At 47.5% G+C, this 26131-nt stretch carries 27 protein-coding genes; 7 read left to right on the top strand and 20 right to left on the bottom strand.

Going from position 1 to position 26131, the window contains the following annotated elements:
* Nucleotides 1–31: 31 nt before the first annotated feature.
* Genes MA03_RS04685 through MA03_RS04715 form a run of 7 tightly spaced genes read right to left on the bottom strand, consistent with a single transcriptional unit; the run spans nucleotide 32 to nucleotide 6843 of the window.
* Nucleotides 32–595, bottom strand: a complete 564-nt coding sequence (locus MA03_RS04685; RefSeq protein ID WP_052884166.1) for an ATP cone domain-containing protein — start codon at nucleotides 593–595, stop codon at nucleotides 32–34.
* Nucleotides 596–635: 40 nt separating this feature from the next.
* Complete coding sequence (locus tag MA03_RS04690) at nucleotides 636–1808, bottom strand: amidohydrolase family protein (protein WP_052884167.1); 1173 nt, start codon at nucleotides 1806–1808, stop codon at nucleotides 636–638.
* 45 nt (nucleotides 1809–1853) lie between these two features.
* Nucleotides 1854–3128: a uroporphyrinogen decarboxylase family protein gene (locus MA03_RS04695; protein WP_191118415.1), complete on the bottom strand. Its 1275-nt coding sequence runs from the start codon at nucleotides 3126–3128 to the stop codon at nucleotides 1854–1856.
* Nucleotides 3129–3136: 8 nt separating this feature from the next.
* Nucleotides 3137–3808 (bottom strand): cobalamin B12-binding domain-containing protein, encoded by a 672-nt coding sequence (locus MA03_RS04700; RefSeq protein WP_236944843.1) that lies wholly within the window; start codon nucleotides 3806–3808, stop codon nucleotides 3137–3139.
* Between the two features lie 60 nt (nucleotides 3809–3868).
* Entirely contained in the window at nucleotides 3869–5698 is a 1830-nt protein-coding gene (locus MA03_RS04705) for an ASKHA domain-containing protein (RefSeq protein WP_052884169.1), read from the bottom strand.
* 16 nt (nucleotides 5699–5714) lie between these two features.
* Nucleotides 5715–6491 (bottom strand): diphthine--ammonia ligase, encoded by a 777-nt coding sequence (locus tag MA03_RS04710; RefSeq protein ID WP_052884170.1) that lies wholly within the window; start codon nucleotides 6489–6491, stop codon nucleotides 5715–5717.
* Nucleotides 6445–6843 (bottom strand): HIT family protein, encoded by a 399-nt coding sequence (locus tag MA03_RS04715; protein WP_052884171.1) that lies wholly within the window; start codon nucleotides 6841–6843, stop codon nucleotides 6445–6447. The genes MA03_RS04710 and MA03_RS04715 overlap by 47 nt, the downstream gene beginning before the upstream one ends.
* A 90-nt stretch (nucleotides 6844–6933) precedes the next feature.
* Between MA03_RS04715 and MA03_RS04720 the strand changes: the two genes are divergently transcribed.
* The 4 genes from MA03_RS04720 to MA03_RS04735 are packed head-to-tail and all read left to right on the top strand — an operon-like array spanning nucleotide 6934 to nucleotide 9879.
* Nucleotides 6934–7764 carry a nucleotidyltransferase domain-containing protein gene (locus MA03_RS04720; RefSeq protein WP_219731622.1) on the top strand — a complete coding sequence of 277 codons (831 nt, stop codon included), beginning with the start codon at nucleotides 6934–6936 and terminating at the stop codon, nucleotides 7762–7764.
* A 10-nt stretch (nucleotides 7765–7774) separates the two neighbouring features.
* The gene (locus MA03_RS04725; protein WP_236944844.1) at nucleotides 7775–8512 is read left to right on the top strand and encodes a 5-formyltetrahydrofolate cyclo-ligase; all 738 of its coding nucleotides are present in this window, start codon (nucleotides 7775–7777) and stop codon (nucleotides 8510–8512) included.
* Between the two features lie 27 nt (nucleotides 8513–8539).
* Nucleotides 8540–9328: a 5'/3'-nucleotidase SurE gene (surE, locus tag MA03_RS04730; protein ID WP_052884173.1), complete on the top strand. Its 789-nt coding sequence runs from the start codon at nucleotides 8540–8542 to the stop codon at nucleotides 9326–9328.
* A 5-nt stretch (nucleotides 9329–9333) separates the two neighbouring features.
* Nucleotides 9334–9879: an NTPase gene (locus tag MA03_RS04735; protein WP_052884904.1), complete on the top strand. Its 546-nt coding sequence runs from the start codon at nucleotides 9334–9336 to the stop codon at nucleotides 9877–9879.
* Here MA03_RS04735 and MA03_RS04740 read toward each other — a convergent pair.
* The 6 genes from MA03_RS04740 to pheS form a co-directional block, all read right to left on the bottom strand.
* Nucleotides 9876–11012, bottom strand: coding sequence for an iron-containing alcohol dehydrogenase (locus MA03_RS04740; protein ID WP_052884174.1), 1137 nt, complete (start codon nucleotides 11010–11012; stop codon nucleotides 9876–9878). The two genes, MA03_RS04735 and MA03_RS04740, sit on opposite strands and share 4 nt — an antisense overlap.
* Before the next feature lie 48 nt (nucleotides 11013–11060).
* Nucleotides 11061–12608, bottom strand: a complete 1548-nt coding sequence (locus MA03_RS04745) for a glycogen/starch/alpha-glucan phosphorylase (RefSeq protein WP_052884175.1) — start codon at nucleotides 12606–12608, stop codon at nucleotides 11061–11063.
* A gap of 103 nt (nucleotides 12609–12711) precedes the next feature.
* Entirely contained in the window at nucleotides 12712–13062 is a 351-nt protein-coding gene (locus MA03_RS04750) for a hypothetical protein (protein ID WP_052884176.1), read from the bottom strand.
* A 60-nt stretch (nucleotides 13063–13122) separates the two neighbouring features.
* Entirely contained in the window at nucleotides 13123–13833 is a 711-nt protein-coding gene (locus MA03_RS04755; protein ID WP_052884177.1) for an HAD family hydrolase, read from the bottom strand.
* Nucleotides 13815–15491: a phenylalanine--tRNA ligase subunit beta gene (pheT, locus tag MA03_RS04760; protein ID WP_052884178.1), complete on the bottom strand. Its 1677-nt coding sequence runs from the start codon at nucleotides 15489–15491 to the stop codon at nucleotides 13815–13817. The genes MA03_RS04755 and pheT overlap by 19 nt, the downstream gene beginning before the upstream one ends.
* 4 nt (nucleotides 15492–15495) lie before the next feature.
* On the bottom strand, nucleotides 15496–17043 hold the full coding sequence (gene pheS / locus MA03_RS04765) for a phenylalanine--tRNA ligase subunit alpha (protein ID WP_052884905.1): 1548 nt from the start codon (nucleotides 17041–17043) through the stop codon (nucleotides 15496–15498).
* An 88-nt stretch (nucleotides 17044–17131) separates the two neighbouring features.
* On the opposite strand from pheS, the gene MA03_RS04770 reads away from it, so the two are divergent.
* Nucleotides 17132–18373: an aminotransferase class V-fold PLP-dependent enzyme gene (locus MA03_RS04770; protein ID WP_191118417.1), complete on the top strand. Its 1242-nt coding sequence runs from the start codon at nucleotides 17132–17134 to the stop codon at nucleotides 18371–18373.
* A gap of 3 nt (nucleotides 18374–18376) precedes the next feature.
* Here MA03_RS04770 and MA03_RS04775 read toward each other — a convergent pair whose 3' ends face one another.
* Nucleotides 18377–19759, bottom strand: coding sequence for a thymidylate synthase (locus tag MA03_RS04775; RefSeq protein ID WP_052884179.1), 1383 nt, complete (start codon nucleotides 19757–19759; stop codon nucleotides 18377–18379).
* Nucleotides 19760–19897: 138 nt separating this feature from the next.
* On the opposite strand from MA03_RS04775, the gene MA03_RS04780 reads away from it, so the two are divergent.
* Together MA03_RS04780 and MA03_RS04785 are read left to right on the top strand one after the other, a co-directional pair.
* The gene (locus tag MA03_RS04780; RefSeq protein ID WP_236944845.1) at nucleotides 19898–20755 is read left to right on the top strand and encodes an aldo/keto reductase; all 858 of its coding nucleotides are present in this window, start codon (nucleotides 19898–19900) and stop codon (nucleotides 20753–20755) included.
* A 2-nt stretch (nucleotides 20756–20757) separates the two neighbouring features.
* Entirely contained in the window at nucleotides 20758–21069 is a 312-nt protein-coding gene (locus tag MA03_RS04785) for a hypothetical protein (protein WP_052884180.1), read from the top strand.
* Between the two features lie 16 nt (nucleotides 21070–21085).
* Here the strand turns inward: MA03_RS04785 and MA03_RS04790 are convergent, their stop codons facing one another.
* The 6 genes from MA03_RS04790 to MA03_RS08995 form a co-directional block, all read right to left on the bottom strand.
* The gene (locus tag MA03_RS04790) at nucleotides 21086–21889 is read right to left on the bottom strand and encodes an energy-coupling factor ABC transporter ATP-binding protein (RefSeq protein ID WP_052884908.1); all 804 of its coding nucleotides are present in this window, start codon (nucleotides 21887–21889) and stop codon (nucleotides 21086–21088) included.
* 5 nt (nucleotides 21890–21894) lie between these two features.
* Nucleotides 21895–22740 carry an energy-coupling factor ABC transporter ATP-binding protein gene (locus tag MA03_RS04795; RefSeq protein ID WP_191118418.1) on the bottom strand — a complete coding sequence of 282 codons (846 nt, stop codon included), beginning with the start codon at nucleotides 22738–22740 and terminating at the stop codon, nucleotides 21895–21897.
* The gene (locus MA03_RS04800) at nucleotides 22713–23492 is read right to left on the bottom strand and encodes an energy-coupling factor transporter transmembrane component T family protein (RefSeq protein WP_052884182.1); all 780 of its coding nucleotides are present in this window, start codon (nucleotides 23490–23492) and stop codon (nucleotides 22713–22715) included. Before MA03_RS04800 ends, MA03_RS04795 begins: the two co-directional genes overlap by 28 nt.
* 58 nt (nucleotides 23493–23550) lie before the next feature.
* A complete protein-coding gene (locus MA03_RS04805) occupies nucleotides 23551–24402 on the bottom strand; it encodes a QueT transporter family protein (RefSeq protein WP_052884183.1) in 852 nt (283 codons plus the stop codon).
* A gap of 97 nt (nucleotides 24403–24499) precedes the next feature.
* Entirely contained in the window at nucleotides 24500–25399 is a 900-nt protein-coding gene (locus MA03_RS04810; protein WP_052884184.1) for a CBS domain-containing protein, read from the bottom strand.
* 509 nt (nucleotides 25400–25908) lie between these two features.
* Nucleotides 25909–26040, bottom strand: a complete 132-nt coding sequence (locus tag MA03_RS08995; protein ID WP_257719657.1) for a hypothetical protein — start codon at nucleotides 26038–26040, stop codon at nucleotides 25909–25911.
* Between the last annotated feature and the right edge of the window lie 91 nt (nucleotides 26041–26131).

Below are 26131 nucleotides of genomic sequence, written 5' to 3' on the forward strand. Positions count from 1 at the left end.
GAAAAGAAGATAAATAAAAAATGTTTTTAGGCTAAAGGAGCTTCTTTAACTCATAGGGTTTCCATCCAAGTTTTTCTCGAAACTCATTTATGAGCTGTATAGATTTCTCTTTCTCCTCTTTGGGCATCTTCGAGGATTTAAGAACTCCCATGAAGAGGGCGTATAGCCTCGCGTTGATTGTAGCCTTGGATATGCCGAAGTCGAGGTCATCCTCTAGCTCCTTCAGGATGCCCTTAACCTCCTCAGCGGAAGAGAGGCCGGGGGGACCTATGTCTTTTACTTCTCGCCCCAGGTAAAGGTGGCCCTTTTGGACTACAACCGCTTTCCCATCCTCGATAGTAAGCCTACCTTTCATTATTCTGTCGTAGAAGACCCAAGCGTCATGAGCATGCGGAGCCATTTCCTTTAACCTGAGTAGAACAAAGCGGCGTATCTCGCTTGTAGAGGCACCATCCTTTATCTTCTCCTCAGCTTCCTTCGTTATCTCGTGGGCAACCTCAGGAGGGGCGCCTGCAGCTATACATGCATTATATATTTTTTGCGGATTAAAATCCTCGACTTTACCGCTTTGCTTTACAACTTTTTTAGAAGCCATTATGATACTTGGGGTAAATGCAAGGATTTAAGCGTGATGTTTACCCTAACACTTCTTGATCCATCAGTTTTTCTATAAGTCTGCGTTTTTCAGCGAGAATCTCCTGCTTCTTTTCAGGAGAGAATATAATCTGCCCATTGACCACGACATACTCAAGAGACTTGGTGTTTAATCCAAAGAAAAGTAGGTTTGCATCCTGGTATGTCGGTAAGGACAATTCTTCGAGAGAATAAAATAGAAGGTCAGCCTTTGCACCATCTCTGATTTCTCCACCCTCAAACATTAAAGTATTGTAACCCGCACTAGTCGCAGACAGATAGGCATCAGATATCGTGTAATCAATATTTTCGAAGAAACCCCGCTGGAAGAGGTAATAAGTTTTAAGCTGCTCAAGCATGTCTAGTGTGAGCCCTAGACTCGGCGACTCGCTACAGAGGGCTGGTGTGACGCCCCGGTTGCGTAACTGTTCATGGGGTAACAGGCCCTCGCCTGTGTAGAGCCCAGCTATTGGTGCTTGAACGATGCGGGTTTCAGTCTCAGCGAGTAAACTTAACTCCCAGCTTGTGAGCCAAGCGGGGGAGATGAGTATTGTTCTCGAACCTAGGAGGTTCTTCATGTAGAGGTATTCAATAGGATATCTGCCTTTCCTTCTTTTAAACCCGAATACTTGCTCCTTGCTATTGGATACGTGTATCATAAGGAAAGCCTTTGCCTTTTCCTGGTATTCCCGCAGATCCTCTAAATCTTCCTCAATCGAATCAAAATTATCTATGAGGATAACTTTTCCCTTTGAAACCTCCTTCTTCGGCCACCTCGCAGAGATGATATAGTTTAGTCCTATTTTTCCTGCATGAACACTAATCTCCTCCGCGTATAAGGATGCGTCTACAATGAGAGTGGTCCCTGTCTCGAGTGTGTTGTAAAGAGATAAGACAGCTAAGCTGATTGCAGACTCTTTTGGTAGAGGCTCGTCGTGATGACTCGACCAATTAAGTCTCGAGAGAAATTCCCGCTTATAGAAATAATGCGTCAGCTGGGTGTGAAGATTTGCAAAACCGTGAACCACTAGAAGACCCTTACAAGGTACTTTTTCCTCCCCTGCAAGCTCTTCTCCAATGTTGATTCTACCGTCAGGATGTACAAGGATGTCTACGTCTCTGAGAATACCTTCGGACGAATACACCAGCGAACATTGTTTGAAAACGTATGCCATCGCGAAAACCCATTCGCTAAAACTAAACTTTTCTGAAAGATAAAGTTAGTAGTAGCCACACTTTTTTACTGCCTCTACCTGTGCCCAGAGGTTCTCTATCCTTGTGGCAGCACCCGGGGAAACACCTGAGCCATAAAAGACGAATCCTCCGGGCTCCTTTATATCATTGAGAAGGTTACAAGACTCCTCGAAGACTTTTTCCCTGGAGCCATGCATAAGTATCGATACGGGTATACCTCCTCCAATGTTTACGTGATCCCCTAGGATTTCTCGGGCTTTTCTGAGGTCTGCTTTCTCGAAGTATGCGAAGACCCTGCCCTTGGGGAGCTCTAAAATGTAATGTAGGAAAGGAGTGAAGTCGCCTTCGAAGAAAACCCAGGGCGTGTAGCCTAGCTCAATGGCATAAATTATTGTCTCCTTCAGGCTTGGCCAATAGAATTCCTCAAAGAGCTTAGGAGGCAACATTTCGTCCAAGTGCAGTGGCCAGAAAACCAGCACCACCCGTGTACCAAACAATTTTTCGGAGAGCTCTTGAGGTATCGTAGAGTTTTTTATTGCCTTTTTAATTAGGGGAGTTAATACTTCTGTCGCCTGTAATACTTCCTCTGGATGCCTCCTTAGGTCAAGCATTACTCCGGTTGGCATTCTCATAAAATCCCCTATAAGATCCAACGGTGCATAACCATATCCCATATAGAACGTAGGGAACCCCATTTGGAATGATTCAACTCCTATACGGGTCATTGTAGCGTTAAAGTTCTTTGTCTCAGCCCCCAGTTTCATTAATGCTGCAGCCGCCTCAGGAGAATAAGGTTTTCTCAGCGCTTCTACAGCGCGCGGAAGTAGGGTACTAGTGATAAACTCCAGAGGGTCTTCTATGAGCTTCCTGTACTCCCCGGGCTCCATGAATGTTCCCCCGATAAACTGGGGATGAAAATCCGGAGGAAGCTCCCTGCCCGGCCACCTTGTCCATTTGTCGCGTAGAGCATCATGGAACTGTCCGGTAATGAAGCGTGTGGCTATCCACTCCGGATAGTCAGCCCATGCAACGGCGAAAATCATTCCTTCTAAACCCGGAGGAAAAAACGGTAGAAGATCCACTCCCTCCACGTTAAAGTCTCTTCCCCATTTAACGGCGGTTTTCACCCATGAATCCCAGTTAAAGCAATACTCAGCTACCGTGATACCTGCATATTTGGCTTGTAGATCCATTGCGGGAAGAAAGGTGTAGGGAACCCTGTCAGGTGTGCCACCAGTGAAGGCTCTCTCCAACCTCTCTCTCCTGAGCTTTAAAGTCTCTTGGGGCTCCAGAGACGCCATGTTCCTCTTCACCTCTTCTTTTCCTTCACCCATTCTAGCATAATCTTTATCCCTCGCCCCGCGTCGGTTGTCCAAGCATCAGCCCCAACGTATTTGCATGCTGACTCGTCTACTCTTCCACCACCTATTATTATCTTCACTTGATCACGAAGACCAGTGTTTTTTATGACATCAACGGTTCGCTTCATTGACTCTATAGAAAGGGTTAGCAGACCCGAGAGACCGACAATGTCAGGCTTATACGTCTTAATCGCCTCAACGAACTTCTCAGGTGGAACGTCGACCCCGAGATCAATAACTTCAAAGCCGGCAGCCTCCGCCATACTTACAACTATATTCTTCCCGATGTCATGGATGTCCCCCTGAACAGTACCTATAATTAGGCGTCCGACGTATTCATGTCTTGGCTCTGATTGGAGAAGAGGCCTGATCATCTCGCTTATCTCCTTGAGTATCTCACCAGCCATAACGAGATCTGCTACAAAAAATTCTCCCTTGGAGTATTTTTCTCCTATAATGTCAGCAGCCTTACGCAGAACCTCAAGCATCTTGAAAGGTGACTTTGAGTTCTCCAACTCTTTCCTCGCAATTTCCAAGGCTCGCTCCTCATCGAGCTCAACTATAGCCTTCAAGAGGTTATTCTCCATAGACAAGGGAATCAGCCTAGTTCTGCTATCCATTCTAGAGAGTATTTTAAGATATTTATTTAATGCATGAGAGTAATTTTTTATCTCCAATTATCAGCCTTCATTACTCTCTCGCGGAAAAGTCAATGCCCTAGGGAAAATTTTCTTGAATTCCTGAGCCACTGTAAGCTCGATATATTCGGTCTCGCGAGCTACCTTCTCGGCCTCCTGGACAGCCTGTTCGGATATAAGCATGAGTTTAGCTCCTTCTATAGCCGTGTTACCGGTAAGCCTTACCTTTGAAAGATCAAAATTTGGTAGGAGTCCTATCCTTACAGCGTTCCCTATGTCGAGATTATACCCGAATGATCCTGCTATTAAGACTTCTTCTATATCCTTAGGGTCGAGATGCGCTCTTTCAAGAAGAACCATAATACCACTGTATATGGCAGCTTTTGCAAGTCTTATCTCCGCTATATCCTTCTCAGATATAGTTATATCCCTGCCCGTAGCACTATCCTCAGCTCTTACAATGACAAATTCATAGCCATTACTGTTGGGAAGGTTTAGGAGCCTAGAGCTATGAATACCTTTGTTGAAGAGGCCCCGCCATGATAACAAGCCGTTCTCCAGGAGGCCGGCAACCACATCTATAAGGGCTGAACCCGCTACTCCTAGAGGTTTCTCGCCTCCAATAACCTCGTACTCAACGTTCTCGGAGTCTCTTATTACTACCCTCCTTATGGCTCCTGGAACTGCCTTCATGCCATGTTTTATGTGCCCACCTTCGAATGCGGGCCCGGAAGGAGTTGAGCATGCGAGAAGCTTTTCGCCTGTATTCAGTATAATTTCCGTGTTGGTGCCGATGTCGATTAAGAGTATAGGTCTGTTCTTAAGATGCATTCCGGTTGCTATTATATCAGCTAGGGCATCCCCTCCCACGTAGCCTGCGATTATCGGTGGAAAATAGACATACGCAACGCTCTCAAGACCTAACTGGTATCCTGGTAACTCTAATGGATCACTCGTAACTGGTACGTAGGGTGACGCCCCTAAACCGCTAACGTCGAGGCCGAGGAAGACGTGGTGCATAACTGTATTGCCGACTATGACGGCTGACGTCAAATGTTCTTTCTCTATACCCGCCGTGACAAGAGCAACTCTAACTAGGTTATTCACGGCTCGAACAACGAGGTGTTTCATATCTTCCAGGTTTTTTGCGTCGAGAACGGCCGCGTGGATTCTCGAGATTATATCGTCTCCATATACTATCTGTGGATTTTCGGTGGATAACATTGCCAACGTTTTTTTATTTGCAAGGTCTACGAGGTGTAGAACTATCTTTGTTGTTCCAATATCAACCGCTATACCCAGGTTTTCACGGGAGGTGTCACCTTCTTCAAGACCTATTACTTTATTCCCACGCCACAAAGTTACTGTAACGGCCCAGTTAGACCTTCTAAGCCTAGCTGAAAGCTCTTTCAACACATTGAACTCAACAGTAAGCTCACTGGAGCCCAGAGCCTTAAGTAGGGAGTTAACATCTGGGTGGGGCTTTTCAAGACTTGGAGGCTCAACCCGTAAATAGATCTTCTTAGCGAGCGGGCTAAACAACACATCGCGAGTCAAGCCCTGTATTGCCGCTTCTATCCCCTTGCTCCTTGTTTCAGGTGGAACAAAGAGCCGAACATCACCTTGGAGAACCACCTGACAAGCTAAACGATATCCAGCTTTGATCTCTTCCACGCTGAGTAGGCGTTTCTCCGTTGAAGAGAGCTGTGATACCTCTCCAGACTTTATTACAACTCTACACTTACCGCACAAACCCCTTCCGCCACACTCTGTTCTAAAGGGTATTCCCGTCGTTCTCAAAACGTCATAAGCCCTAACCCCCTTAGCCACCTCCACCGTTATGTTGTAGGGTTCTATAACGACCTTTACCACGGATTAATCGAGAAACCTATTCGTATATAGAGTTTCCCATTTTAGTAACGTCAGAAATACCCTCTTCATGAGACTTTTCTTCAAGTCGCGCGTCACTTATCCTGAAATACCAGCTATACTCTCCCGTTCTCAAGGCTTCACCCCTCACTCTTAACCTTTTCTTGAAGAGGGGGGCATCGAGGACCAGGGTCTCTGCCTCGCCACCCTCAAAGGCAGGGTTAAAACCATGTATCTTTGAGCTATTGATTATACTGGTTATATCTTCACGACTCAATTCTTTACCTAGAAGTTGTGGGTCAAGCCCCTTTACTGTTATAGATGTGATTATAAAATGAAATCCCATATCCACAAGTCGAAACATGTATCTTTCTTGGCTGCGCCACCACAACGGATTGTATAAGTTCAACCCATACATATGAGCACTCTCAGCCACGCGCATCCTCTGGTAATCTGATCTCAAGGCTCCCGTGACAACACCTGAGCAACCATACTCCCTCAATGCTATTTCGAGAGCCTTTCTCAGAGCTTCCTCGTCGCTCTCATATCCCTGCTCGTAGTATACCAGAGGTATCTCCAGCGCCTGAGCCTGTAACCTTGTAAGCTCAACATATGGAACATGAAACATCATTGACTCCTGTGACCGTGGTTTAATAGATACCAGGCATGAGACGTTGAACATTTTCAAGACAGCCCAGTGAAGAGCATATGTGCTGTCCTTACCTCCAGAATATAACACGCAAACCTCTTCAGACGAGCGCTTCCCGTAAAATCCTTGCAACCTCTTCACCCTCATCTCGGCTCAGCTGAAGCCTGCCTCTACGCGGAACCCCGTAGGGTATCACGTGTATATGAGCGTGCATTATCTCCTGCCCAGCTTCACGGTTGTTATTCATGAGTATCTTAACGCCTTGAGCACCCAGACCCCGCGACTGAGCCTCTGCAACTCGCTTTGCTAGTATAAAGGCCTCCCCGATTATATCCTCTGGCATATCAAATATGTTTGTGAAGTGTTTAATGGGAGCTATAAGTACATGCCCTACACTTACAGGAAATTTATCTAGGAAAGCTATGAGCAGATCATCCTTGTATATTATGAAGGCCTCCTCTTCTCCCCTAGCTATAGCGCAGAACACGCAGTCCCTCATAAGCCAAGATGGAATAGCATGAGCTGTTATTAAGGTTAGTTGAGGTTAGGCTTCAGGATGCTAGACTTTTTAACAAGCCCTATAGTATAGATGATGAGTCTAGTGGAGCCCCTGGTACCAATCATCACCGAAATGCTTGGAGAAGATGTAAAGGGAGTAGTGTTGTACGGGTCATCCACAGTCCCAGCAGACCATTCCCCTCTAAGCGACATTAACATAGCAGTACTCCTACGCAAAAAACCCTCCATTGAGACTATGGCCTCTCTTACTGACAGGCTTGGCCCTGACGTATCAGTGCTCTTCCTAACGATAGACGAGTTGAAAAGGTTAAGAGAGGAGGGCGAGTTCATAGCTCACGAGATTATTAGAGGAGGAAGGATACTCTACGCTGATGAAGAAGCAACTAGGGAGTTAGCGAAAACTCCACCAATTACGGAGCGTACAAAATCTTATCTACGGAGACATTCCACGGCTTGTCTCGGACTGTGTCTCGAGAACTATTTCAATGGACGGTTCAGCCTATCACTAAACTATGCGTTTAAGTCCCTTCGAAGTGCTTGTCGTCTGTTAGCAGTCGAGGACTCGCTTGTTATCCTTTCGGACGGCGAGATGCTCGGCTATCTTGAGAAGAAGGGAATGCAAGACATTATAGCTGTCTACCGGGAACTCCGTGACAGGAGGTTCAAGGGAGTGAGAAAAGGGGAACTTCTAAGCGTGCTCAATGTAGCCCTCAAGTCATCCATGAAGATCCTAGGCTTTGAACCCCTGGAAATTAATCAGGTGATTGAAACCATCGAGAAAGAGTTTCGATTTGTCTCAGACGTTAAGTTTCGATTAGAGAATGGTTCCCCAACCCTTCACGTCACAGGCTTAAACAACAAGGGCAGTAACCATGAAATACTCATCTCGCTTCGAAAATAGGGGTTAAGGGTTGACTGCTTCCAACGACGTTTCCAAGATAAAAAGCGAGATAAGGAGGCAGATATGGGAGAGGATGATACGCGAAAAGGTAGCCTTACCCCCTTTTCCAATAGAGGGACGTATACCTAATTTTAAGGGAGCTGATCGGGCTGCAAAGAGACTCGTTGAAGATAAACTTTTCCAAGAAGCGGAGGTTGTCTTCTGCAGCCCGGATTCACCTCAAAGGCATGTACGAGAAGCTGTACTTAGGAGCGGTAAAATACTGGTAATGGCTACACCACGTCTACGCGAGGGGTTTATCGTGCTTGACCCGCGCAAAATAGAGGAAAAAGTATTTCATGAAGCGGCAACAATCAAAGGCGCGTTTAAGTATGGGAGACTTGTCACTCTAGACCTACCAGTTATAGATTTGAAGGTTACGGGTAGCGTGGCTGTAAGCCGGGATGGCGGCAGAGTTGGTAAGGGAGGAGGGTTTAGCGACCTGGAATTTGCCATTCTCAAGACAATAGGCGTAATAGTCGATGAGACACCAGTGGTTACGACTGTACATGACCTGCAGTTCGTTGAGGCTATTCCCATGCTTAAACACGACGTCCCACTTGACGCTTTGTATACCCCTGAAAAGAAGATTTACACTACTAGAAAATTAAAGAAGCCCGAAGGTATTTACTGGGACCTCATCCCCATAAAAAAGTTTGAGGAAATCCCTCTGTTGAAGATTCTCAGGGATAAAAACTTAAACAGATGAAAAACCCAAATTGTTAAGGGTATGCGAATGGCTCTCAAAATTCTATTAACAAACGATGACGGTCCCTTCTCACCCGGCCTAGCGATTCTACGCGAAGCAGTTAAAGACCTGGGACAGGTCTTCACCGTTGTGCCCGAGACTCCCAAATCCGCCACGGGACTCGGTCTAACCCTCCACAAACCAGTACGCGTGAACAAGTTAAAGGTTGATCAGGAGCACATTTATCTGGTAAGTGGAACTCCCAGCGACGTTATCTACATAGCCATGAACGTTGTGACGGGTAAGCCTGACTTGGTGGTCTCAGGAGTAAACATAGGAGATAACTTGAGCGTCCAAGTCATCCTCTCATCGGGTACCCTGGGGGCTGTCCTACAAGCCTCCATAGAAGGGATACCTGGAGTGGCTTTTAGCGCATCCGTGGACTCCCCTGAGGAGTTGGAAGAACCTGAGTACAGAAAGTTTATAACGAGAACCTCACGGATAATACTGGAAAGCCTTCTCAAAACTGGTTTCCCAGAAGGAGTGGACGCCTTGAACGTAAATTTCCCACCTGTTATCACGAGTGAAGTAGTCGTTGCGCGTCCGGCAAGGAGAAGGTTCTCTACGGCCGTCGTGAAGAGGAGAGACCCCCAGGGAAGACCCTATTACTGGCTATACGGACAGCCCGTCGAGGTCGAGAAAGACACAGACGTCTACGCGGTGCTCGAGGACGGCAAGATCGCAATAACGCCGATATCGCTTGGTATGCTGTTCGAACACAAAGTTGAGACAATAGACACGTTTCTCAAGGAAATCAAAAACAGACTTGAAGGATGAAGGACATGAATAAGAACTTTCTAATCACAGGTAGACCCGGCATAGGGAAGACTACTTGTCTAAGGCGCGCCGCTGAAATCCTCTTGAGCAGAAACGTCGTAGTCGGGGGTATGTTAACGCTAGAGGTTAGGGAGGGTGGTATAAGGCAGGGCTTCCAAATCATTGACCTGATAAGTGGTAGAAAAGGAAAACTTGCCGACGTAAACCTAAACAAGGGGCCAAGGGTGGGAAAATATTGGGTAAACCTTCAGGACCTCGAGGAGATTGGTGTTACTGCGATTAGGAGAGCTCTCAGGGAGGCAAAAGTGGTGATAATTGATGAAATTGGACCAATGGAATTGTTTAGTGAAGCTTTCCGGGAGGCGGTGACAGCGGCACTAGATTCTCCAAAGCCTGTACTGGCATCCATCCATTTTAGAGCACGTGAGTCTACATTTGGCAGGATGATCCTAAGCAGACCTGACGTAGAGGTTGTCGAGCTAACAATATCTAACCGTGAGCAGGTCCCGGTTGAACTTGCAAGAAAAATAGCACAGCTGGTGGCAGCCTAGTACACGGCCTCAAAAATACTACGAACAATGCTTTCACTTACATCCAAAGGCGCGTTCGCTAGGTTTCTCTGATAGCGAAGCCCTTCTTTGACATAGTGTTCTAGCTGCTCCCGCGTAACTCCCAGATCCCGAAGCTTCAGAGGTGCTCCAACACTCGCCTTTAGTCTCTGTATTGCCTCTTCTAAACCGCCGGGCGGTCTAGCAACCCCCGTTTTGAGATAGAACGTTTCACTTTTTGCTGGGAGTATTCCTTCATAGAATCGGGCTGCTCCGGGTAGAATCATCGCGTTTGCAAGCCCGTGAGGTAGACCGAGCTCGACTGTGAGCGCATAGCCTAGACCATGACCCAGGTTCGTGCCACTATAGTTAATCGCTATCCCTGCTAACATGCTAGCATAGAATACCTTCTCTCTGCACTCAAAAAGACCAGTCACGGCACAGGGCAGATACCTGAATATTATTCCTGCTGCCTCCAAGGCGAGAAGGTCGGAGTATGGATTGCTCCTGCGGCTAAAATAAGCTTCAATGGCGTGGCTCAGAGCGTCAAGACCTGTACTCGCGGACTGATCACGTGGGAGATAATTTAGAACCAGAGGGTCGAGAACTGCGTAGTCTGGATATATGCCATCACCGGAAACTGCTATTTTCATCTTGTTAGTCTCATCCACAAGAACAGAGTACTTAGTCACCTCGCTACCCGTACCGTGAGTCGTAGGAATTGCTATCAATGGAGTAAGCCTTTCATCGACCGTTTTTGGATACACATAATCCTCTATGCTGCCTCCGAGTGTGTAGACCACGTTTAAGGCTTTAGCAGCATCAATCACACTGCCACCCCCAAATGCTACTATCACGTCTGGCTGAACCTTACTCGCTACTTCCATGGCTTTTCTAATAGTCGTGTAAGTAGGGTTCGGTTCAACATCGCTGAAAAAGCTACACGTTAAGCCTGAATCTTCAAGTATTTGTCTAATCTTCGCGTCATAGCCGTATTTACGGGCGAAGGTCCGCCCCGTAATAACGAGGGCTTTTCTTCCGTGCTTAGAGGCGAGCTGCCCGATGGTTTCAATTGCCCCCCGCCGAAAAATTATCCTAGTGGGAAGCCACAAGTTAAAGGGAGTTGTCTCCGTCATAAATGTCATGTTGAAACCCTGAATGAAAAGTATTGTCCCAAACAGTATTTATGCGTTTGAGTGTGCAAGGTCCGGGTAGTACTCAGTCAGAACCCTTGTAATGTCTACTCTTGGTGTGAATGTCAAGACGGCATTTAGCCCAATATTCAGGAACCCTTCGCGATCCGACCTGAAGAGATCGAGGGCCTTCGCCAGCTTAACTTTAAGCTCCTCGTATTCACGCGAATCAATCTCGGGGACGCGGGGATCCCTGGCAAAGTCTATAAGGTCTCGTATATCGTTTCCGAAGAGCCATCCATTCACCCCATCCTTTATCAGTTCGATGGCAGCACCGTCGCGTGAAGCTATCGATGCTGTAGCGTTTAGTGCAGCCTTCATGAAGCTGGTCCCACTGGCCTCGTATCCCGAGAACGGGGTGAATAGTAGGATGTCTCCGCCTGCAAGGATTGTTCTGGCCTTCTGCACATCGTAGTCGGGAAAGTATACTACATTCGGTCTACTCTTTTCTAGCTCTTTAAACTTTCTCATGTACCCGAGACCTTCCTTGTCCTCGGGGTGAGCCTTACCCCCAAGCAGGAAGAAGACATCTCTGTCCGCTTCCTCTATCAACTTCAAGGCAAAGTATGGGCGTTTATACTTGGTGATACGTCTCGCCCACACGACTATGGGGGTTTCAGGGTCTATACTCACGTGCTTACGCGAGCCGACGAGACGCACAGCTTCTTCACGAATTTTTTTCTTGGCCTCCGCTAGAACACCGTTGTTCAGACCCCCGTTCAACAGATGGTCACGAATACTCGGATGCATCCATCTCTCAATGTCAACACCGTTAGTAACGAATCTGGCCTTGTCAATAAGGTGAGGTATTACCCTCCTCATAACATTAAAGTGCTTTGCTGAAACCATTATTAGCTCTCGAGACATTATGGCCCCCAGGGTTGTCAGAACAACTTTGTCCTCTATCATTTTGTATCCAAATTCTTGCTCAAAGTATTCTCTGGGAAATGACGGGTGTCCCCATGAGCCGGGCGTATGGATGATTAGTCTGAAGTATCCGGGAAGGTTGAGTACGAGGGGTAGCAGTGCAGTATATGCCTCTTGCAAGTCGATATACTTGACGTATTCAACTCCAACAACATTTTTTATATACTCCGCTGATGCACGGGCGAGGAAAACATACTTCAGGAATTTTTCTTTTGGGTCTCTCTCGATAAAGACTCTATCAACTATACTCTTGGCCCAGTCCGGTTCCACTGGCTCAAAGAATACCACTCTAGCACTACCTTTAGTGTAGACCCATGTGGAAACGCCTACTCTTTCACCTTTAAGCGTTACTTCGAGCTCACAGCATCGTTGAAGTTTATCGAGAAAGCTCTTGGGTTGACCTTGCGGGACTGGCCTGGGGCTTCCGTCAGCGTCGAACTCATAGTCTACGTAGCCTCCACGATAGAGGAGCGAGAGGACGTGATAGTTTAATCCAAGACGTGAAGCTGCGTAAAACTTGTCCCCCTCTAGTACACCGAGTCCGCCGGCGTACGTGAATCCCTCATCGAGAGCTATTTCGGGTGTAATGCTTATTATGGCTTCAGCGGGCATTATGACTCAGAAGCGGTTATTTTGTGCATCCTTAAATTCTTTTTTAATAATATTTTAATAATTTCACGAAATTAGGATATAAAATAAAGTGTGAGGAAGTTCTTCAGTTTCGATTGTCATCTGACCCAAGATGTAATTTTTGATAATCGCCTCTGTTATTTAAGTAGTAGCCCTTTATTATCCCGTTGTTTTGGGGAACTAGAAGAAGCCTTCCGCCATCCTCGAAGTGTAGCTCAATATAGCTTAAACTTTCGCCGAGAACTTCTGAGAGCTTTCTTGCAATGCTGACCATGGCGGCAGATGCTGCTGAGATCATTAGATCTCCCTTATTACTCAGGGGAAGGCCCTCTTCATTCGTAAGGAATTCCTCATTCTCAAGTTTGAGCTTCCTGACGATGCCGATGCTCTCTGCTCCTCCAGCATGTTTGTTTACCAAATTATTCATTTTCATCATCACCGCATTGTCTAACTCCAAGCCATTTAAAAGTAATTTAGTTCAATGGGTTTCCTATGTCTAAACAGTTTCTAGGAGAAGTTTTATCTCGCTCATATTCTTAACCGTATAGTCCGGTTTCTCCCGGCCATTGTACTCATGGAAACCTGTGTATGCCACCGTCTTCATCCCCAAGTTTTTCGCCCCTATGATATCGGCTTCTTCGTCCCCGACGAAGATACTCTTTGTTGGGATTATACCGGTGTTGTAAACTATCCAGGAGTAGAACCTTGGATGTGGTTTCCTGTAGGCTATCTCATCGGAAAAAGCGAAAGCATCAAAGAGTGTTGATAGCCCTTTGTGCTTGAGAAGTTTTAGAGTATGCTCCCCACTAAAAGTGTTGGATGCTATTATAACCTTGTAGCCGAGACTCTTGGCATGAATGAGTAGCTCCGGTGCGCCCAGTGCCATGGTCATCGAGTTCAGGTATGGATACATGTATGCCTCGCTAAGCGATTTGAGTAATTCACGGTTGGGCTTGACGTTTAATTTATTCAGGAATATTATTATCTCTCCCTGGAGATCCACCTCGCGGAACGTGTTGTTCCTTATCTCATCGGCTAGGAGACGGGCTTCAATGTATGCCCGGTAGACATCTTCGACATCGAATTCATACCCGTTGCTAGCCAGGGCTTCGGCAACCTTTAGGGAGCGAAGCCTATGGTATTCCTCTATTGTAACCACTGGGTAGAATAGCGTTCCCCAGAAATCTATTAGGAGGCCTTTCTGCACTCTTCAAAGCACCTTTTGAGGTGTGAAAGGTCTAACTCGCAAATAACTACTGGAACTTTTAATTCAAAGCTTTGTAGCACGGCTGGATGAACCTCGCCGATAATCCCTAGCTCTCCGAGCTTTGAATAGATTTTCGCTGATCTTCCCTGAATGAGGCTTGGGTGTTCTAGGGGCTGGTAAGTCACTTCTACCCCGAATTGAGAAGCAAGTGTCTTCAGGACTGCCATCCCGTCGGTGAGTGTAACGCCCCTACCTGCGATAGCAAAGGCAAGGTGCCTCTCGTCCCTAGCTTTATTTTCGCGCATAGGGTCTGGTATTACCACGTCTCCCACCTCGAATATCCTTTGAGGGTATCCTGCGTGCTTGCTTGCCGAGAGAGTGGCGAGAAGCTGTGGAGAAATCCAGACACGTAGGGCGTGGAATGTTTCGTGCTTAGGGTTCTCGACCTCTATTATATCTCCTGCCGGGAGGTTCATCCTATCAAACATCAGCGCCTTGCTAGTCATGATGTAATTGTTTACCTCCACAAAACCCATCCCTATCATCCCTTCCCTGACAGCTCTCGAGAAAACTTCCAAGCCATCCTCACGTCCAGGGTGGAGTGGAGGCATGTAGCTCGGCTCGATTGTATCGAAACCATATGCCATTGCAACCTCTTCTGCTATGTCAACGGGGTGAAGGATGTCTACTCTGAAATATGGGTATTCTACCGAGAGTGTTGTAGGTGAAAGCGGTGATGCTTTCATCCTCATTCTTGCAAGGAGCTCGACCGTATTTTCTATATCAATATCAAGTCCGAGGAGCATCTGATTCAGAGCCGTGTCGTAGACTATCCTTTCAGGCTCCGTAATAGGAGTTGTCCTTAGATCTTCCCGGTAAATGTTACGCACAGCATGTATTGTACCTCCTCGCATGGCTACAGCGTAGGCGACAAGAGTGATGATACGCTTCCCAGCCTCGGGGTCCGTGCTTGTAACATCGATGAGTATGTCCTTTGAGTTCTCTGTTAGTCTATAGTCCTCACTATTTGTGATTGGCGGGAAGCTAACAACTTGATCCCTCGCGTCAACTATAAGCGGAACCTCCTCCTGGCCCTCTAGAAGGTGCCTGTACGCTATACCCTTGGGGTGGGTCTTTAGAACCTCTCTTGGAGTCATCTCTATAGTGAAGCCGAGCGGTTTGAACTTAACAGCATCTGGTTTAACAGACGAATATTTTACAGGAAACTCGACGCCAGTTAGGTCATAAAGCCCTATGGAGACCTTTCGCCTGTCTCTACCGTATGTCAGGTGTATCTTCTCCTGAAGCTGCATAAGCTGCCGAATACTTTCGTCGTCTAGACTAACACCCTTCACGACTGCAAAGAAAGCATAGGGACGGTAAGATGGCCCGTTAATATGGGCCTCGTAAGTATGGTCGCTGATTGACACTTTAGGGAGCCCTTTCTCTAACCCTAGGAGTCCTTTCACGTAGATCGAGAGAAGCTCTGCGGAGTACAAGTCTGGCCTGTCATGGGTAGCCTCAAAGGATATAGTGTCTCCCGCTATGTCTTCGACCTCGCATTTTAAGCGGGGTAGTATGTTCCTCAGCTCGCTTTCTGAGAGGCTTACACCAACTAAGCGTTCCAGGTCCCAAAGTTTGACCTCAACTACTGGCATACACTCACCTCAGAAGGCTTGTGGGGAGGGGTCTAGGCGCCCGCCGAATAAAGTCTAGATCCTGGGTGAAGAGGAGGCGTATATCATCGATTCCTAAAACAGTCATAGCTATCCTGTCAATACCTATACCCCAGGCGGCAACGTTTACCCCTTTTACGCCTAGAGCTGCAAGCATCTCGGGTCTAAACATACCCCCTGGAAAAACCTCTATCCAGCCCAGCTTCTCGTGTTTTATAAAGCCTTCAACGCTTGGCTCAGTGAAGGGGAAATAGGCCGGCTTCACCTTGACCTCGCCTAGACCCAACCTTCTGGCCATCTCGTTGAAGAATCCGAGTAGGTTTCGGAAGGTCACTTTTCTACCAACGATAATTCCTTCGAGCTGGTAGAACTCCATGCTGTGCTTTGCATCGAGGTTCTCAGGCCTGAACACTCTGTCGAGCGAGAAACACATATACTCGCCAGCCCCCCTCTGGTACAAGGTTCTCGCCGAGACGGCTGTCGTCTGCGTCCGGAGTATAAGCCTTGCAGCCCTGAGCGGATCCCACTTGTAGCCCCAACCCTTAGAGCCTGTCCCGCCCCCGTTTTCGTGGGCGCTTGCGATCCTCTTTAAGAGTTCTAGGTCGCGGATCTCGCCTAGCATGTTACCTTTCACGAAGTACGTGTCGTGTATCTCGCGGGCCGGGTGGTCTTGAGCCTGGAACAAGGCATCAAAGTTCCAAAGTTCTAGCTCGACATGAGGCCCCTTCATCTCCTCGAAGCCCATTTCAACAAGTATCTCTCTAAGCCAGTCTAGGAATTCGAGATATGGGTGTTTGCGCCCAGCCGGAATACTTGGAGGCTCGGCTTTAAGGTCGAAGGGCTTAAAGACGGCGTATCTCCAGCTATCACTCTCCAGTATCTCTGGAGTAAGCTCGGTGATGACGGGAGCTTCCGCCAGGAGCCCTTTGCTTAATAGCATTGAAAGTGTCCCTGTTGCTCTGAGCCTCAGCTTGGTCCTTTTCCTGAGCTCGACTAAGCCCCTCCTCCTCAACGTGTTTAGGAGTTGTTGCTCAGGGAGCTGTCCTCGAGCTATGAGTTCCAAAGCGCTCTTATTCCTCTCGACGAGCTCATGCGCGTTAGGCTCTACAAGCTTTAGAAGCCCAGACTCCACGATCAACGCTTTCCCAGCTGCCAGCTGGGCTATGCCGATCTCTATTTCCTCAGGCTTAAAACCCTTCTCGACGCCCTTTCGTGTTAACTCTTCCCTACTTATAGAACCTAGAGAGGAGAGAAGGCTGAGAACGTTTTCCTCGGGAAGGCCTGATTTTAGACACCTTTCTCCCTCTTTTGTAAGCACGTAGACGGGTACTTCTACTCTCTCAACCTCGAGTAGTCCTTTCGACTTTAACTCCTCTATGTCCCGCATGAGGTCTTCGCGCTTAACGTTAAGCCGCGACGCAAGCTCGTCGACGTCGAGCTCTGACTCTTGAATTGCCATCAGGATTCTCATTTGACGTGGAGAAACGTAGGTTTTCGTCAAAATTGGCGAGTCATGGTCACCATTAACGCTCATACCTCCCTCCCTATTAAGATTTTCGAGACTGGCTTGCATACTTAAGTTTAGAACTATTTATATTGTTTAACATTCTCTTTTCATAGGGGTGCACTTGATTAATCCTTACGAGATACGAAAGGACTTCCCCATATTTAGCAGGAAGGTACACGGCAAGAGCCTAATTTACTTCGACAACGCGGCGACAAGCCAGAGACCCATACAGGTCCTTGAAGCTATAGAGAACTTTTATAGGAACCAGAATGCGAATATTGGACGGAGTGTACACGAGCTCGCTCTATCCGCCACTGAAACCTACGAGGCGTCCAGAAAGATTGTGGCGACCTTCCTTGGGGCTAAGCCTGACGAGCTAGTATTTACAAAGAATACAACGGAGAGCATTAACATGGCAGCTTACTCTCTGCTTGTCTCGGGTATTATCGACAGAGGGAGTGAAATCATGATCACGAGGATGGAGCATCACAGCAATCTTCTCCCCTGGGTTACCGTTGCTAAACTGGCCAAGGCCGAGCTACGGGTTGTAGAGGTCTCGGATAACGGTAGGCTATCCATGGATGACTTCTATAGAAAGTTGAGCGATAAAACTCGCGTCGTCGCAGTCACGCATGCTAGTAATGTTACAGGAGTCGTCAACCCGGTACGCGAGATCTGTGAGGAGGCTCACAAGCACGGTGCACTCTGCCTTGTGGATGGGGCTCAAAGCGTCCCGCACATGAAGGTTGACGTTAACACCATGAAGGCAGACTTTCTAGCTTTTTCCGGGCATAAAATGCTTGGTCCCATGGGAATAGGTGGACTTTTCATTAGGAGAGAGTTGGGAGAGAGGCTTGACCCGCCTTTTCCAGGGGGAGGAGCTATATCGCTTGTGGGATGCGAGGTAGACAGGTGTACGGCGGAGTGGCTTAGCATGCCTCACAAGTTCGAAGCTGGGACGCCAAACGTTGCCGGAGCACTAGGCTTGTCTGTAGCCGTAGAATATCTCGAAAAAATAGGGCTTGAGAATATTGAGGCTCATGAGAAAAGGCTTCTCGAGAAAGGCATGGAAATTCTCTCTGGGTTAGGTGTCAAACTCTATGGCCCTGAAGAGACAAGGGAAAGGATAGGTGTTTTAAGCTTTAACATAGAGGGCATGACACCGCATGAGGTGGCTCAGCTACTTGACAGTGAAGGTATAGCTGTAAGAAGCGGTCATCACTGTGCGCTCCCCCTCGTTAAAAGGCTTGGCGCCCCGATGGGTACGGTTAGAGCTAGCTTCTACCTTTACAACACTCTGGAAGAACTGGAAACTTTCGGCGAAGTATTAAGGAAGATAAAGATCCTCGCAAGCTAGAGCCTAGACGGCGTCCTGAATGTACTCTTCCCCCTCCCTTAAAGCGTTTTCAGCGCGATACAACTCTCTTGCAAGGTACGCGGCATGTCTGGGGAGTAAAGCATCAAGGTTGATCTTTTCTAAAAGCTCCTTGGCGCTCTTTCCACGGAAGGAGGTGACAAGGGCGCCCGTCTGATCCCTATGCTCTAGTAGTATTAGGCCGTCCTCAACCCGTATTATGAAGTTGCCCTTAGGGTCTGGTACGAAAGCCGTGAAACTCTTCCTCTCGTTCTCCACCAGCTCCTTTACCCTTGCCCAATCATGCTCATAGAGGTGCAGGGAGCCACTGATAACTGTTAAAAAACCAGGGCGAACATTATTCCCAGTCTTATCTGAAAGCTGCCTCGAAATCTCTTCCATCAGGCGTAGAAGACCATAAGTGTTTACTGGCCAGCCTGCGTAGGCATCGTGACTTCGGAAATAAGCGAGCTGGTTGTACCTGTATCCCGACAGGTCACCCTGCACTATTATAAGGCATGGCGGGTCTTTGCTCTTAGGGTCTATTTCGAAATCCCAGGTTAAGGCTACTGCCCTCCTAGTGCTGGGGTTTGAGGCAAGCTTTGAGACGAGGGTGGCTATTTGATCCCCGGCAACCCTGTGCCTGCGAAGCCTGTCACCATACGAGTAGCTTGCACCGGAAACGCCTTCTAGGAGTGCCTCCACGTGTCTCTCGAGCTCTTCACGAGAGAAATATCGCTGTAGTTTGTGAGAAGTCTTTAAGGCTTCTTCCGCGTATAATACAATCGTAGAGCCAAGCAGTTGTTTCTGCATCTCCCCGTACTCGGTGCCTTTTAGGTATCCCCATGTGAGTACGGCATCGACAAGCTTAGCCCATGCTCTTACAAGGTTATCCTCGACGATGTGTAAACCGGATATTTGGCTAGGCCACGAGGTTGACCGTACTTCTACAAGTTCAATGTTAACTATATCCCTGTAGATCCCGGGAGCGAATTCCCGATTGATGACCAGTGCTATTGATTGGTAAGCCCCCTTGCTGAATTCTTCTCGTAAATCTATGACCTTAACTGTTCCAAGTATTGGTTTGAGCTTCTCTAAGGGCCACATTAGCCTGAGTCCTTCAGGGACTGACCCCTGAAACAGCTCTATCAAGGCTTTCCCGCTTCCAGAGAGATCTGCGCCGAAGACCACGAGAGTGTTTATTTCAGGATGCTTCGAGAGTGTATATAGCAAGTGGTTTATCCCGTACATCGTGTAGAGCGTTCCTACGATGTTTACTTTGGCGTCTACTTCTAGCCTTTTGAGAAGATCCAGGACAAACTCCTTCTTGGTCCACAGTGTGACGATGCTAACGTTTGACTTCGGGTTCAGTACGACAACATCAGGCATTAGACGCCCACTGATTATAAGATGGAAGCGAAGGAATAAAAAGGGAATGTTGAAAAAAGTGAAAGTCTTTTCAAAACACTGCTCAAGTAGGATTGAGGAAGCAATAAAGATAATAACGTCTGAGGAGAATATCGCTCGGTGATCATTCTGCAACGCAGGGTTAACGATAAGAAGTTTTTCAAAAAGATCGGGGCAGAGCTACCCGTGCTAGGTCTGGGTACCTGGGGTATTGGCGGTGGATTCTGGACCCCTGATAACTCACAGGATGATGCATGGGTTGACGCCTTGAGGTATGGCCTGGAGCTGGGTGCAACTCTAATTGACACTGCTGAGATGTATGGAGGTGGACACTCAGAGGAAATCGTGGGTAAGGCTATAAAGGGGTTCGAGCGCGAGAAGATTTTCATTGTGTCAAAGGTGTGGCACACGCATGCAAGCCGTGATGATGTTATAAAGGCCGCTCAAGGCAGTGTTAAGAGGCTTGGGACATACATGGACTTATACCTGATTCACTGGCCTCCCGAGAACGTTAAGCTTTGTGAGACGATGAGGGGGCTCGAGGAGACTGTTAAAAGAGGGTACACCAGGTTTATCGGTGTGAGCAACTTTAGCGTAGAACTCTTGGAGGAGGCTAGGAGCTGCCTGAGCACGAATGATGTCGCTGCGATAGAGAACAAGTTCAGCCTTCTCGACAGGCGAGACGAGAATACTGTTATTCCCTATGCTGAACGCGAGGGCATGCTTTACCTGGCTTATACCCCCCTTGAGAAAGGCCAGCTGGCAAAGGACTCTTTCCTTGCAAGTATTGGGTCAAAGTACGGGAAAACCGCAGTGCAAGTGGCTCTCAACTGGCTGATAATGTTTAACCCTGTGGTTCCAATTCCCAAGGCAGCGGACAAAAGACACGTTGAGGAAAACGTCGGTGCTATGGGTTGGAGGCTGAGCATTGAGGACTGGAGACTCATCTCTGAAAAATATAAGAGAGTGATTGCTTGAAGATGGTGCGAGTATATAGAAACGAAGATGTGAGGAGAATAATAGCTTTTATCCCTAAGGGTCACAGACACGTTAGGATTCTCCTGGAATTCGTCGATGGAGCTGTTGTAATCCAGGAGGCGACAGCGGCGGCGATAGTCAGGGCTTACATGAATGTTGTGACGCATCCTTTTAAGAGGGCTGTGGAGCTGGTATCCCAAAGAGTTAGTGGGCAAAAGGAGGGATACGCTGAATATCAGTTATTGGAGACTGGTAGAAGCGAGGAGGAGATTTTCTCTCAGCTTGAGTCGATATTAGAGCCCAATAAAAGCTAGCCCTCTTAAAGACAAGTTATTTGCGGTAACGCCGCTCAAGGAGTACTTCGGCTAGCTTTGCAGGGTTAAGCTCTTTTACGCCGAGCTCCTTGGCAATTCTTTGAAGCTGCGTAAGCATAAAGCCGTGTTGCTCAAGAAAATCCGTATCTGTGAGCACTTCGAGAGCTTCGCCATCTCGGATGATTTTTCCCTTCTCAAGGACGATAATCCTACTCGCATATCTCCCGAGCAGATCCAAATCATGAGTTATAACGATGATTGTTTTCCCCATCGCGTTCAAGACCCTAAGGGTTTCAAAAAGCATGAGGCTTCTACCGTAATCTAGGCCCGTGGTTGGCTCATCCAATATTATTGCTTGAGACCCCATAACGAGAACACTTGCTATTGCTAGTCTGTGTTTCTGTCCAAAGCTTAGTGTATGGGGAGGGGTGTTTAGAGGTTTGTCGAGGTCGACAGTCCTTAGGGCTTCACGAACCCGCGGTTCTATGTCTCTTTCAGCGAATCCAAGATTTCTAAGGGCAAAAGCAACTTCATCCTTTATGGTATGAGAAAATATCATTATATCAGGGTTCTGGAACACATATGCCACCGTCCTTGCAGCCTCAGATGCTGGAAGCTTTCTAGAATCCACGCCATTTATTATGACACGCCCCTTCGTGGGCTTAAGTAGCGATGCCGCTAGCTTTGCTAGGGTTGTTTTCCCTGAGCCACTGTGTCCTATTATGCCTATAAATTCACCCTGCGTTATCTCGAGGGAAATACCTTGAAGGGCCCTTACCCCCGTGGGATAAACAAACTCTACCTCTTCAAACCTTATCATACCCTTCACCAGCTGAGCTCCTTGAAGTCTTCAAGGCGGACGGGAATTTTCACCCTGACACCTTTCTTCATGAGCTGGTAGGCGATCTCCGCTACACCTGGGGGCCTAACGCCTAGCTTGGTCACCAAATCCATTTGCGAGAAGACTTCCTGCGGGGTGCCTCCTAGGAGAATCTTGCCCTCATCCATGAGATAAATTTTATCGGCAACATTGACGGCCCACTCGACCCTGTGTTCTGCTACGATAATTGTCAAGCCGTACTCCTCTTTTAGCCTCGAGATGGCTGTTAGAACCATCTGTGTGCCCAAGTGATCAAGCATGGAGGTAGGCTCATCTAGGAGGAGTATTTTGGGCTTCATGGTTAATACGCTTGCTATTGCCAGGAGCTGCTTCTCGCCGCCCGAGAGGGTTTGGGGATCCTTTTGCTCATACCCTCTGAGCCCAAGCGCATCAAGCGCCCACTCAACGCGAGCGAGAACCTCATCTTTAGAGAGGCCAAGATTTTCGGGCGCCATGGCTAGCTCCTCGAATACCGAACGAGTAATTATCTGGATCTCGGGGTTCTGGTAGACGATGCCCACCTTGCCTGTCAAAGCCTTGTAGCCCTGCTTAACGGGGTCTACTCCGTCGACGAAGACCTCGCCCTTGACGTGCCCTGGAATCACTCCTGGGAGGAGCCCTGAGATAATGTTGAGCAGCGTGCTTTTCCCGCAGCCACTGGGACCCATCAATACGACAGTTTCTCCCTTTGATATCTCTAAAGAGACGTTCTCTATAATCCATTTATCCGAAGTAATATACTTAGCGTACACCTCTCTTAACCTTACAACTGTATCAGACCCATACCCCAAGCCGCTATCACCCCGTAAAATACTAGGGAAACTAAGATGAATATAGTGTCCGAACTCTTCCAATTCGATTCCAATACATATGTTCTTTTACCGTATCCTACAGCTCTAGTAGCTAGGACGAGGCTTAGATCCCACACGTCAGTCAGCATCTTGGAGAAAAGAGGAACAATGATAGGGATGTGCTTCCTGATTCTTTCCACCAAGCTTCCTTTGTCCAATGACAATCCCCTCGCTCTTTGCGCGTCTATTACGTCGCCTGCCACTTTCACCATTGAGGGCAGTAGACTCAATGCTATAACAAAGGTTAACGCTAGTTTATGGGGAACCTTGATCTTCTCAAGAGTCCACATTAAATGGTAGGGCTTAGTAGATGCGAAAAATACTACAAATGCGATTATCGGATTGACTATGAGGAAAAACTTGCCCAAAGCTACTAAGAGGCCAACATCGGTAACTCGGAGCCAGCCCATCTCGAGCAACACAGTTCCCTGCGAGCTATAAATGCCGGCCCATATAATAGTGGAGACAAGGAAGAATATTAAAGAGTTGAAGATCAGGAGGAGGGCAACCCCCGTACCTAGTCCTGAAAGTGATAAGGCCATGAGTGTGGAGATGAAGACAGGTATTCCCTTTATACCGTTAAACTGTGTAGCTATCGAGGCCGCAAGCACCAGTATCGACCATATAAGCTTTGACCGCGGGTCGAGACCGTGCATGAATGATTTTCTTTCAATGTAAAGGCCAGTAAACATGAGTAAGACACCAAGGGTTTAACAGAGTAATGTTGAAAAAATTATAAAATTATCGTTTTTATGCTAGGTTTTTCACCCTATCCTTCCAGTATAAACCTCTCCCTTTAACATAAGGGAATAGTAGAGCGCCTAGAATCGGCGAGAGAATCGCGTTAACCACTATGTTGTTGCTGAGAATGCTGGGGGCAATAATTCCCCAGATTACGAAGAGGGGTAGTCCTACGACGGCTTGCATAGCGTCAAGCCACCAGCATATGTATACTGCGCTGACGAGAGCCTGAACAATTACTCCCCAGATGTAAAAGTCGGCTAGGGATACGGCCGACTTGAAAGTCTGGTCACGTACAAATTTGTAAGGAATGTAAGCTATAAGGAAGTTGCCCACGAAGCCTCCTATGGATCCCACGCCAAAGTAACCGGCAAGAACGTCAGCGATTAGGTTGCCGAAGGCTACCCCGAGTGCCCCTGGAATACCGAAGAACATGCCGAAGAGGGGTGCTAGTGAGTTGGCGGGTCTTATCCATGTAAAGCCCGGCACTATGGTTATAGGGGCTGTAGCTGCTAGGAGACCTCCATAGACTGCTGCGCTAAGAGCTGCTAAGGCTACGTCCAGCACGCCCCAGTTGCTTACGCCTTGACCTGTCTTTTTAAGGCCGCTAAGAGTGATTGTGTATCCGGCTAGCTCGACTAGGAAGACCAGAGTTCCTATAACCCACACAACCGCGCCTATGTAGAAGATTATGTTGGTGAACTGGGTGAAGAAACGTGAGAGGGGGAATACACTCCATGGATCCTGGGGGTTAACAGTGTAGGCTTGATAGAATTCATAAAGTATGGCAGCCGCGATCAGAAGACCTATTATTAAAATTAAGTAACTGTAAAGTTTGCTATTTGAGCTTTGTGCGCTCATATCAAGTTATATTAATTAGTCTTTCTACTTAAATATATTTTCCTAAGGAGAATTTGCATAACGGTGTGTATGCTGGAAGCCTATTAGAAGGCTCTACCTATTGATATGACAGGGTGTACCGTACAAGCTTGTTAAGAACGTCCGTTCTTGTCACTATTCCTACAGGTCTCTCTAATTCATCCACCACGACTGCTCTTCCCGTTTTTCTCGAGGCAAGAATTTTCATGAGATCCATTATGTCAGCCCCAGTTCCCACCCTTGGAACGTTCGTCTCCATGAAGTCTTCCACCTTTCCTTTATAATCACGCCTGAGATAAGCCTTGACGACATGCGATGCACTTATAATTCCGCAGAGCTTCCCGTCATCGTCAACGACCGGTATGGCTCTAATGTCATTAGAGAGTAAAAGATCCCCTACAGCAGTAAGGTCTACACTTCTCTTGACGACCACAGGGCTAGGCGTCATCACCTCGCCTGCAGTGGCTTTGGGCACCGCTATAAGGGAGTTAACCTCTATTAGTATCTCGTGTCGCTTGTAATCCACTTTCAAAACATATCCATCAATTATTAGTCTGGTTCTGGGCGTAGGGCCGAGTTTGACGTGAGCGCCCTCCCTCAACTGGTTTATGCTGCCAAACACCTTGAGAACAGCCTTAACTCCAGCGGGATCCGCTAGTCCAAGGATGTCGAGCTCTAGGGCATAGATTCGCGAGGGATGAGAGTCAATAACTATTGGTGTAGGCTCAATAAAATTCTCCAAGTATTGGGGGGACCTTGCTATTTCAATACCCTTAACCGTTGGGAGATAACCTCCACCCGGTCCCGTCCTAGCTTCAATGAGTCCCATCGCTTTAAGAGCTAATATAGAGTTTCTTACAGTTCCCTCACTCTTCCCAAGGTGCGTAGCTATCTCACTACTCGTAACGGGACGTTGAAGAGAGTCAAATAGTGTGACCACCGCAACTAGTAGCTCGTAAAGAGTACTCGAAAGAGACATATTTAGTGTTATTATTATAAGGTATTAATCTTTAACTCGTCGAATAAAGCTTCGTCATTTACTTAAAAATTAAAGCGGTTACCCTTTCACTGTTAACTCAGGAGATCAAAGGTAAACTTTACCCGGTTAAAAAATGCTCAACAAGCTTCATAGCGTCTCTAAAGCTTAATTAGTACGTGTAGAGACCCCTCTCCTCCAATCACACAAGCCTAGGGTTTCTTCGTCTCCTGCACCCTGTCAAGGAGATACCTCTCAGAGGAGATTCGGGTGTGCTTAGAGCAATGTACATCTACCTTATGATCACACATCCTTTGCCCTCCATGCATACGTGTTCATCCATCAGCTTTTCAAGGGTCTGGAGCTTTACTCCTTTTCCTACACTATACGTGTAGTATTGGAGGAGGACGGTACTATATCCCGGATAGGATTTATGTTTTCATAATTATATGGGAGGCGTAGGGTTTTAATATGAGTGATAGGTCTGTGAGGATCCTAAAGAAAGATGCCTCTTATTCCTCGAGGAGGCCATCGATCCTGGCTGAGAGTTCTTCTAGCTCTCTGAGCATCGCGTCTATGCTGTCGAGTGCGCTCCTTTGGTCTGGCAGGATTTCAGCGTAGGCCCTTACTGGAAAGAAAGGCAAGATATGACCGACAGAGGCAAAAGGAATAAAACAATAACCCCTCATGGGGGTAACCCGGGAGCCCGACTCAGTGGCGCAGGGCAGCTGTGTT

The organism is Thermofilum uzonense (assembly GCF_000993805.1).
Lineage (GTDB): Archaea > Thermoproteota > Thermoprotei > Thermofilales > Thermofilaceae > Thermofilum > Thermofilum uzonense.

Excerpts from the sequence above, each read along its gene's own strand:
- MA03_RS04685 (WP_052884166.1), bottom strand. The coding sequence starts at position 595 with ATGGCTTCTAAAAAAGTTGTAAAGCAAAGCGGTAAAGTCGAGGATTTT.
- MA03_RS04690 (WP_052884167.1), bottom strand. The coding sequence starts at position 1,808 with ATGGCATACGTTTTCAAACAATGTTCGCTGGTGTATTCGTCCGAAGGT.
- MA03_RS04695 (WP_191118415.1), bottom strand. The coding sequence starts at position 3,128 with ATGGCGTCTCTGGAGCCCCAAGAGACTTTAAAGCTCAGGAGAGAGAGG.
- MA03_RS04700 (WP_236944843.1), bottom strand. The coding sequence starts at position 3,808 with ATGGATAGCAGAACTAGGCTGATTCCCTTGTCTATGGAGAATAACCTC.
- MA03_RS04710 (WP_052884170.1), bottom strand. The coding sequence starts at position 6,491 with ATGAGGGTGAAGAGGTTGCAAGGATTTTACGGGAAGCGCTCGTCTGAA.
- MA03_RS04715 (WP_052884171.1), bottom strand. The coding sequence starts at position 6,843 with ATGAGGGACTGCGTGTTCTGCGCTATAGCTAGGGGAGAAGAGGAGGCC.
- MA03_RS04720 (WP_219731622.1), top strand. The coding sequence starts at position 6,934 with ATGATGAGTCTAGTGGAGCCCCTGGTACCAATCATCACCGAAATGCTT.
- surE (WP_052884173.1), top strand. The coding sequence starts at position 8,540 with ATGGCTCTCAAAATTCTATTAACAAACGATGACGGTCCCTTCTCACCC.
- MA03_RS04735 (WP_052884904.1), top strand. The coding sequence starts at position 9,334 with ATGAATAAGAACTTTCTAATCACAGGTAGACCCGGCATAGGGAAGACT.
- MA03_RS04740 (WP_052884174.1), bottom strand. The coding sequence starts at position 11,012 with ATGACGGAGACAACTCCCTTTAACTTGTGGCTTCCCACTAGGATAATT.
- MA03_RS04745 (WP_052884175.1), bottom strand. The coding sequence starts at position 12,608 with ATGCCCGCTGAAGCCATAATAAGCATTACACCCGAAATAGCTCTCGAT.
- MA03_RS04750 (WP_052884176.1), bottom strand. The coding sequence starts at position 13,062 with ATGATGAAAATGAATAATTTGGTAAACAAACATGCTGGAGGAGCAGAG.
- pheT (WP_052884178.1), bottom strand. The coding sequence starts at position 15,491 with ATGCCAGTAGTTGAGGTCAAACTTTGGGACCTGGAACGCTTAGTTGGT.
- pheS (WP_052884905.1), bottom strand. The coding sequence starts at position 17,043 with ATGAGCGTTAATGGTGACCATGACTCGCCAATTTTGACGAAAACCTAC.
- MA03_RS04775 (WP_052884179.1), bottom strand. The coding sequence starts at position 19,759 with ATGCCTGATGTTGTCGTACTGAACCCGAAGTCAAACGTTAGCATCGTC.
- MA03_RS04785 (WP_052884180.1), top strand. The coding sequence starts at position 20,758 with ATGGTGCGAGTATATAGAAACGAAGATGTGAGGAGAATAATAGCTTTT.
- MA03_RS04790 (WP_052884908.1), bottom strand. The coding sequence starts at position 21,889 with ATGATAAGGTTTGAAGAGGTAGAGTTTGTTTATCCCACGGGGGTAAGG.
- MA03_RS04800 (WP_052884182.1), bottom strand. The coding sequence starts at position 23,492 with ATGTTTACTGGCCTTTACATTGAAAGAAAATCATTCATGCACGGTCTC.
- MA03_RS04805 (WP_052884183.1), bottom strand. The coding sequence starts at position 24,402 with ATGAGCGCACAAAGCTCAAATAGCAAACTTTACAGTTACTTAATTTTA.
- MA03_RS04810 (WP_052884184.1), bottom strand. The coding sequence starts at position 25,399 with ATGTCTCTTTCGAGTACTCTTTACGAGCTACTAGTTGCGGTGGTCACA.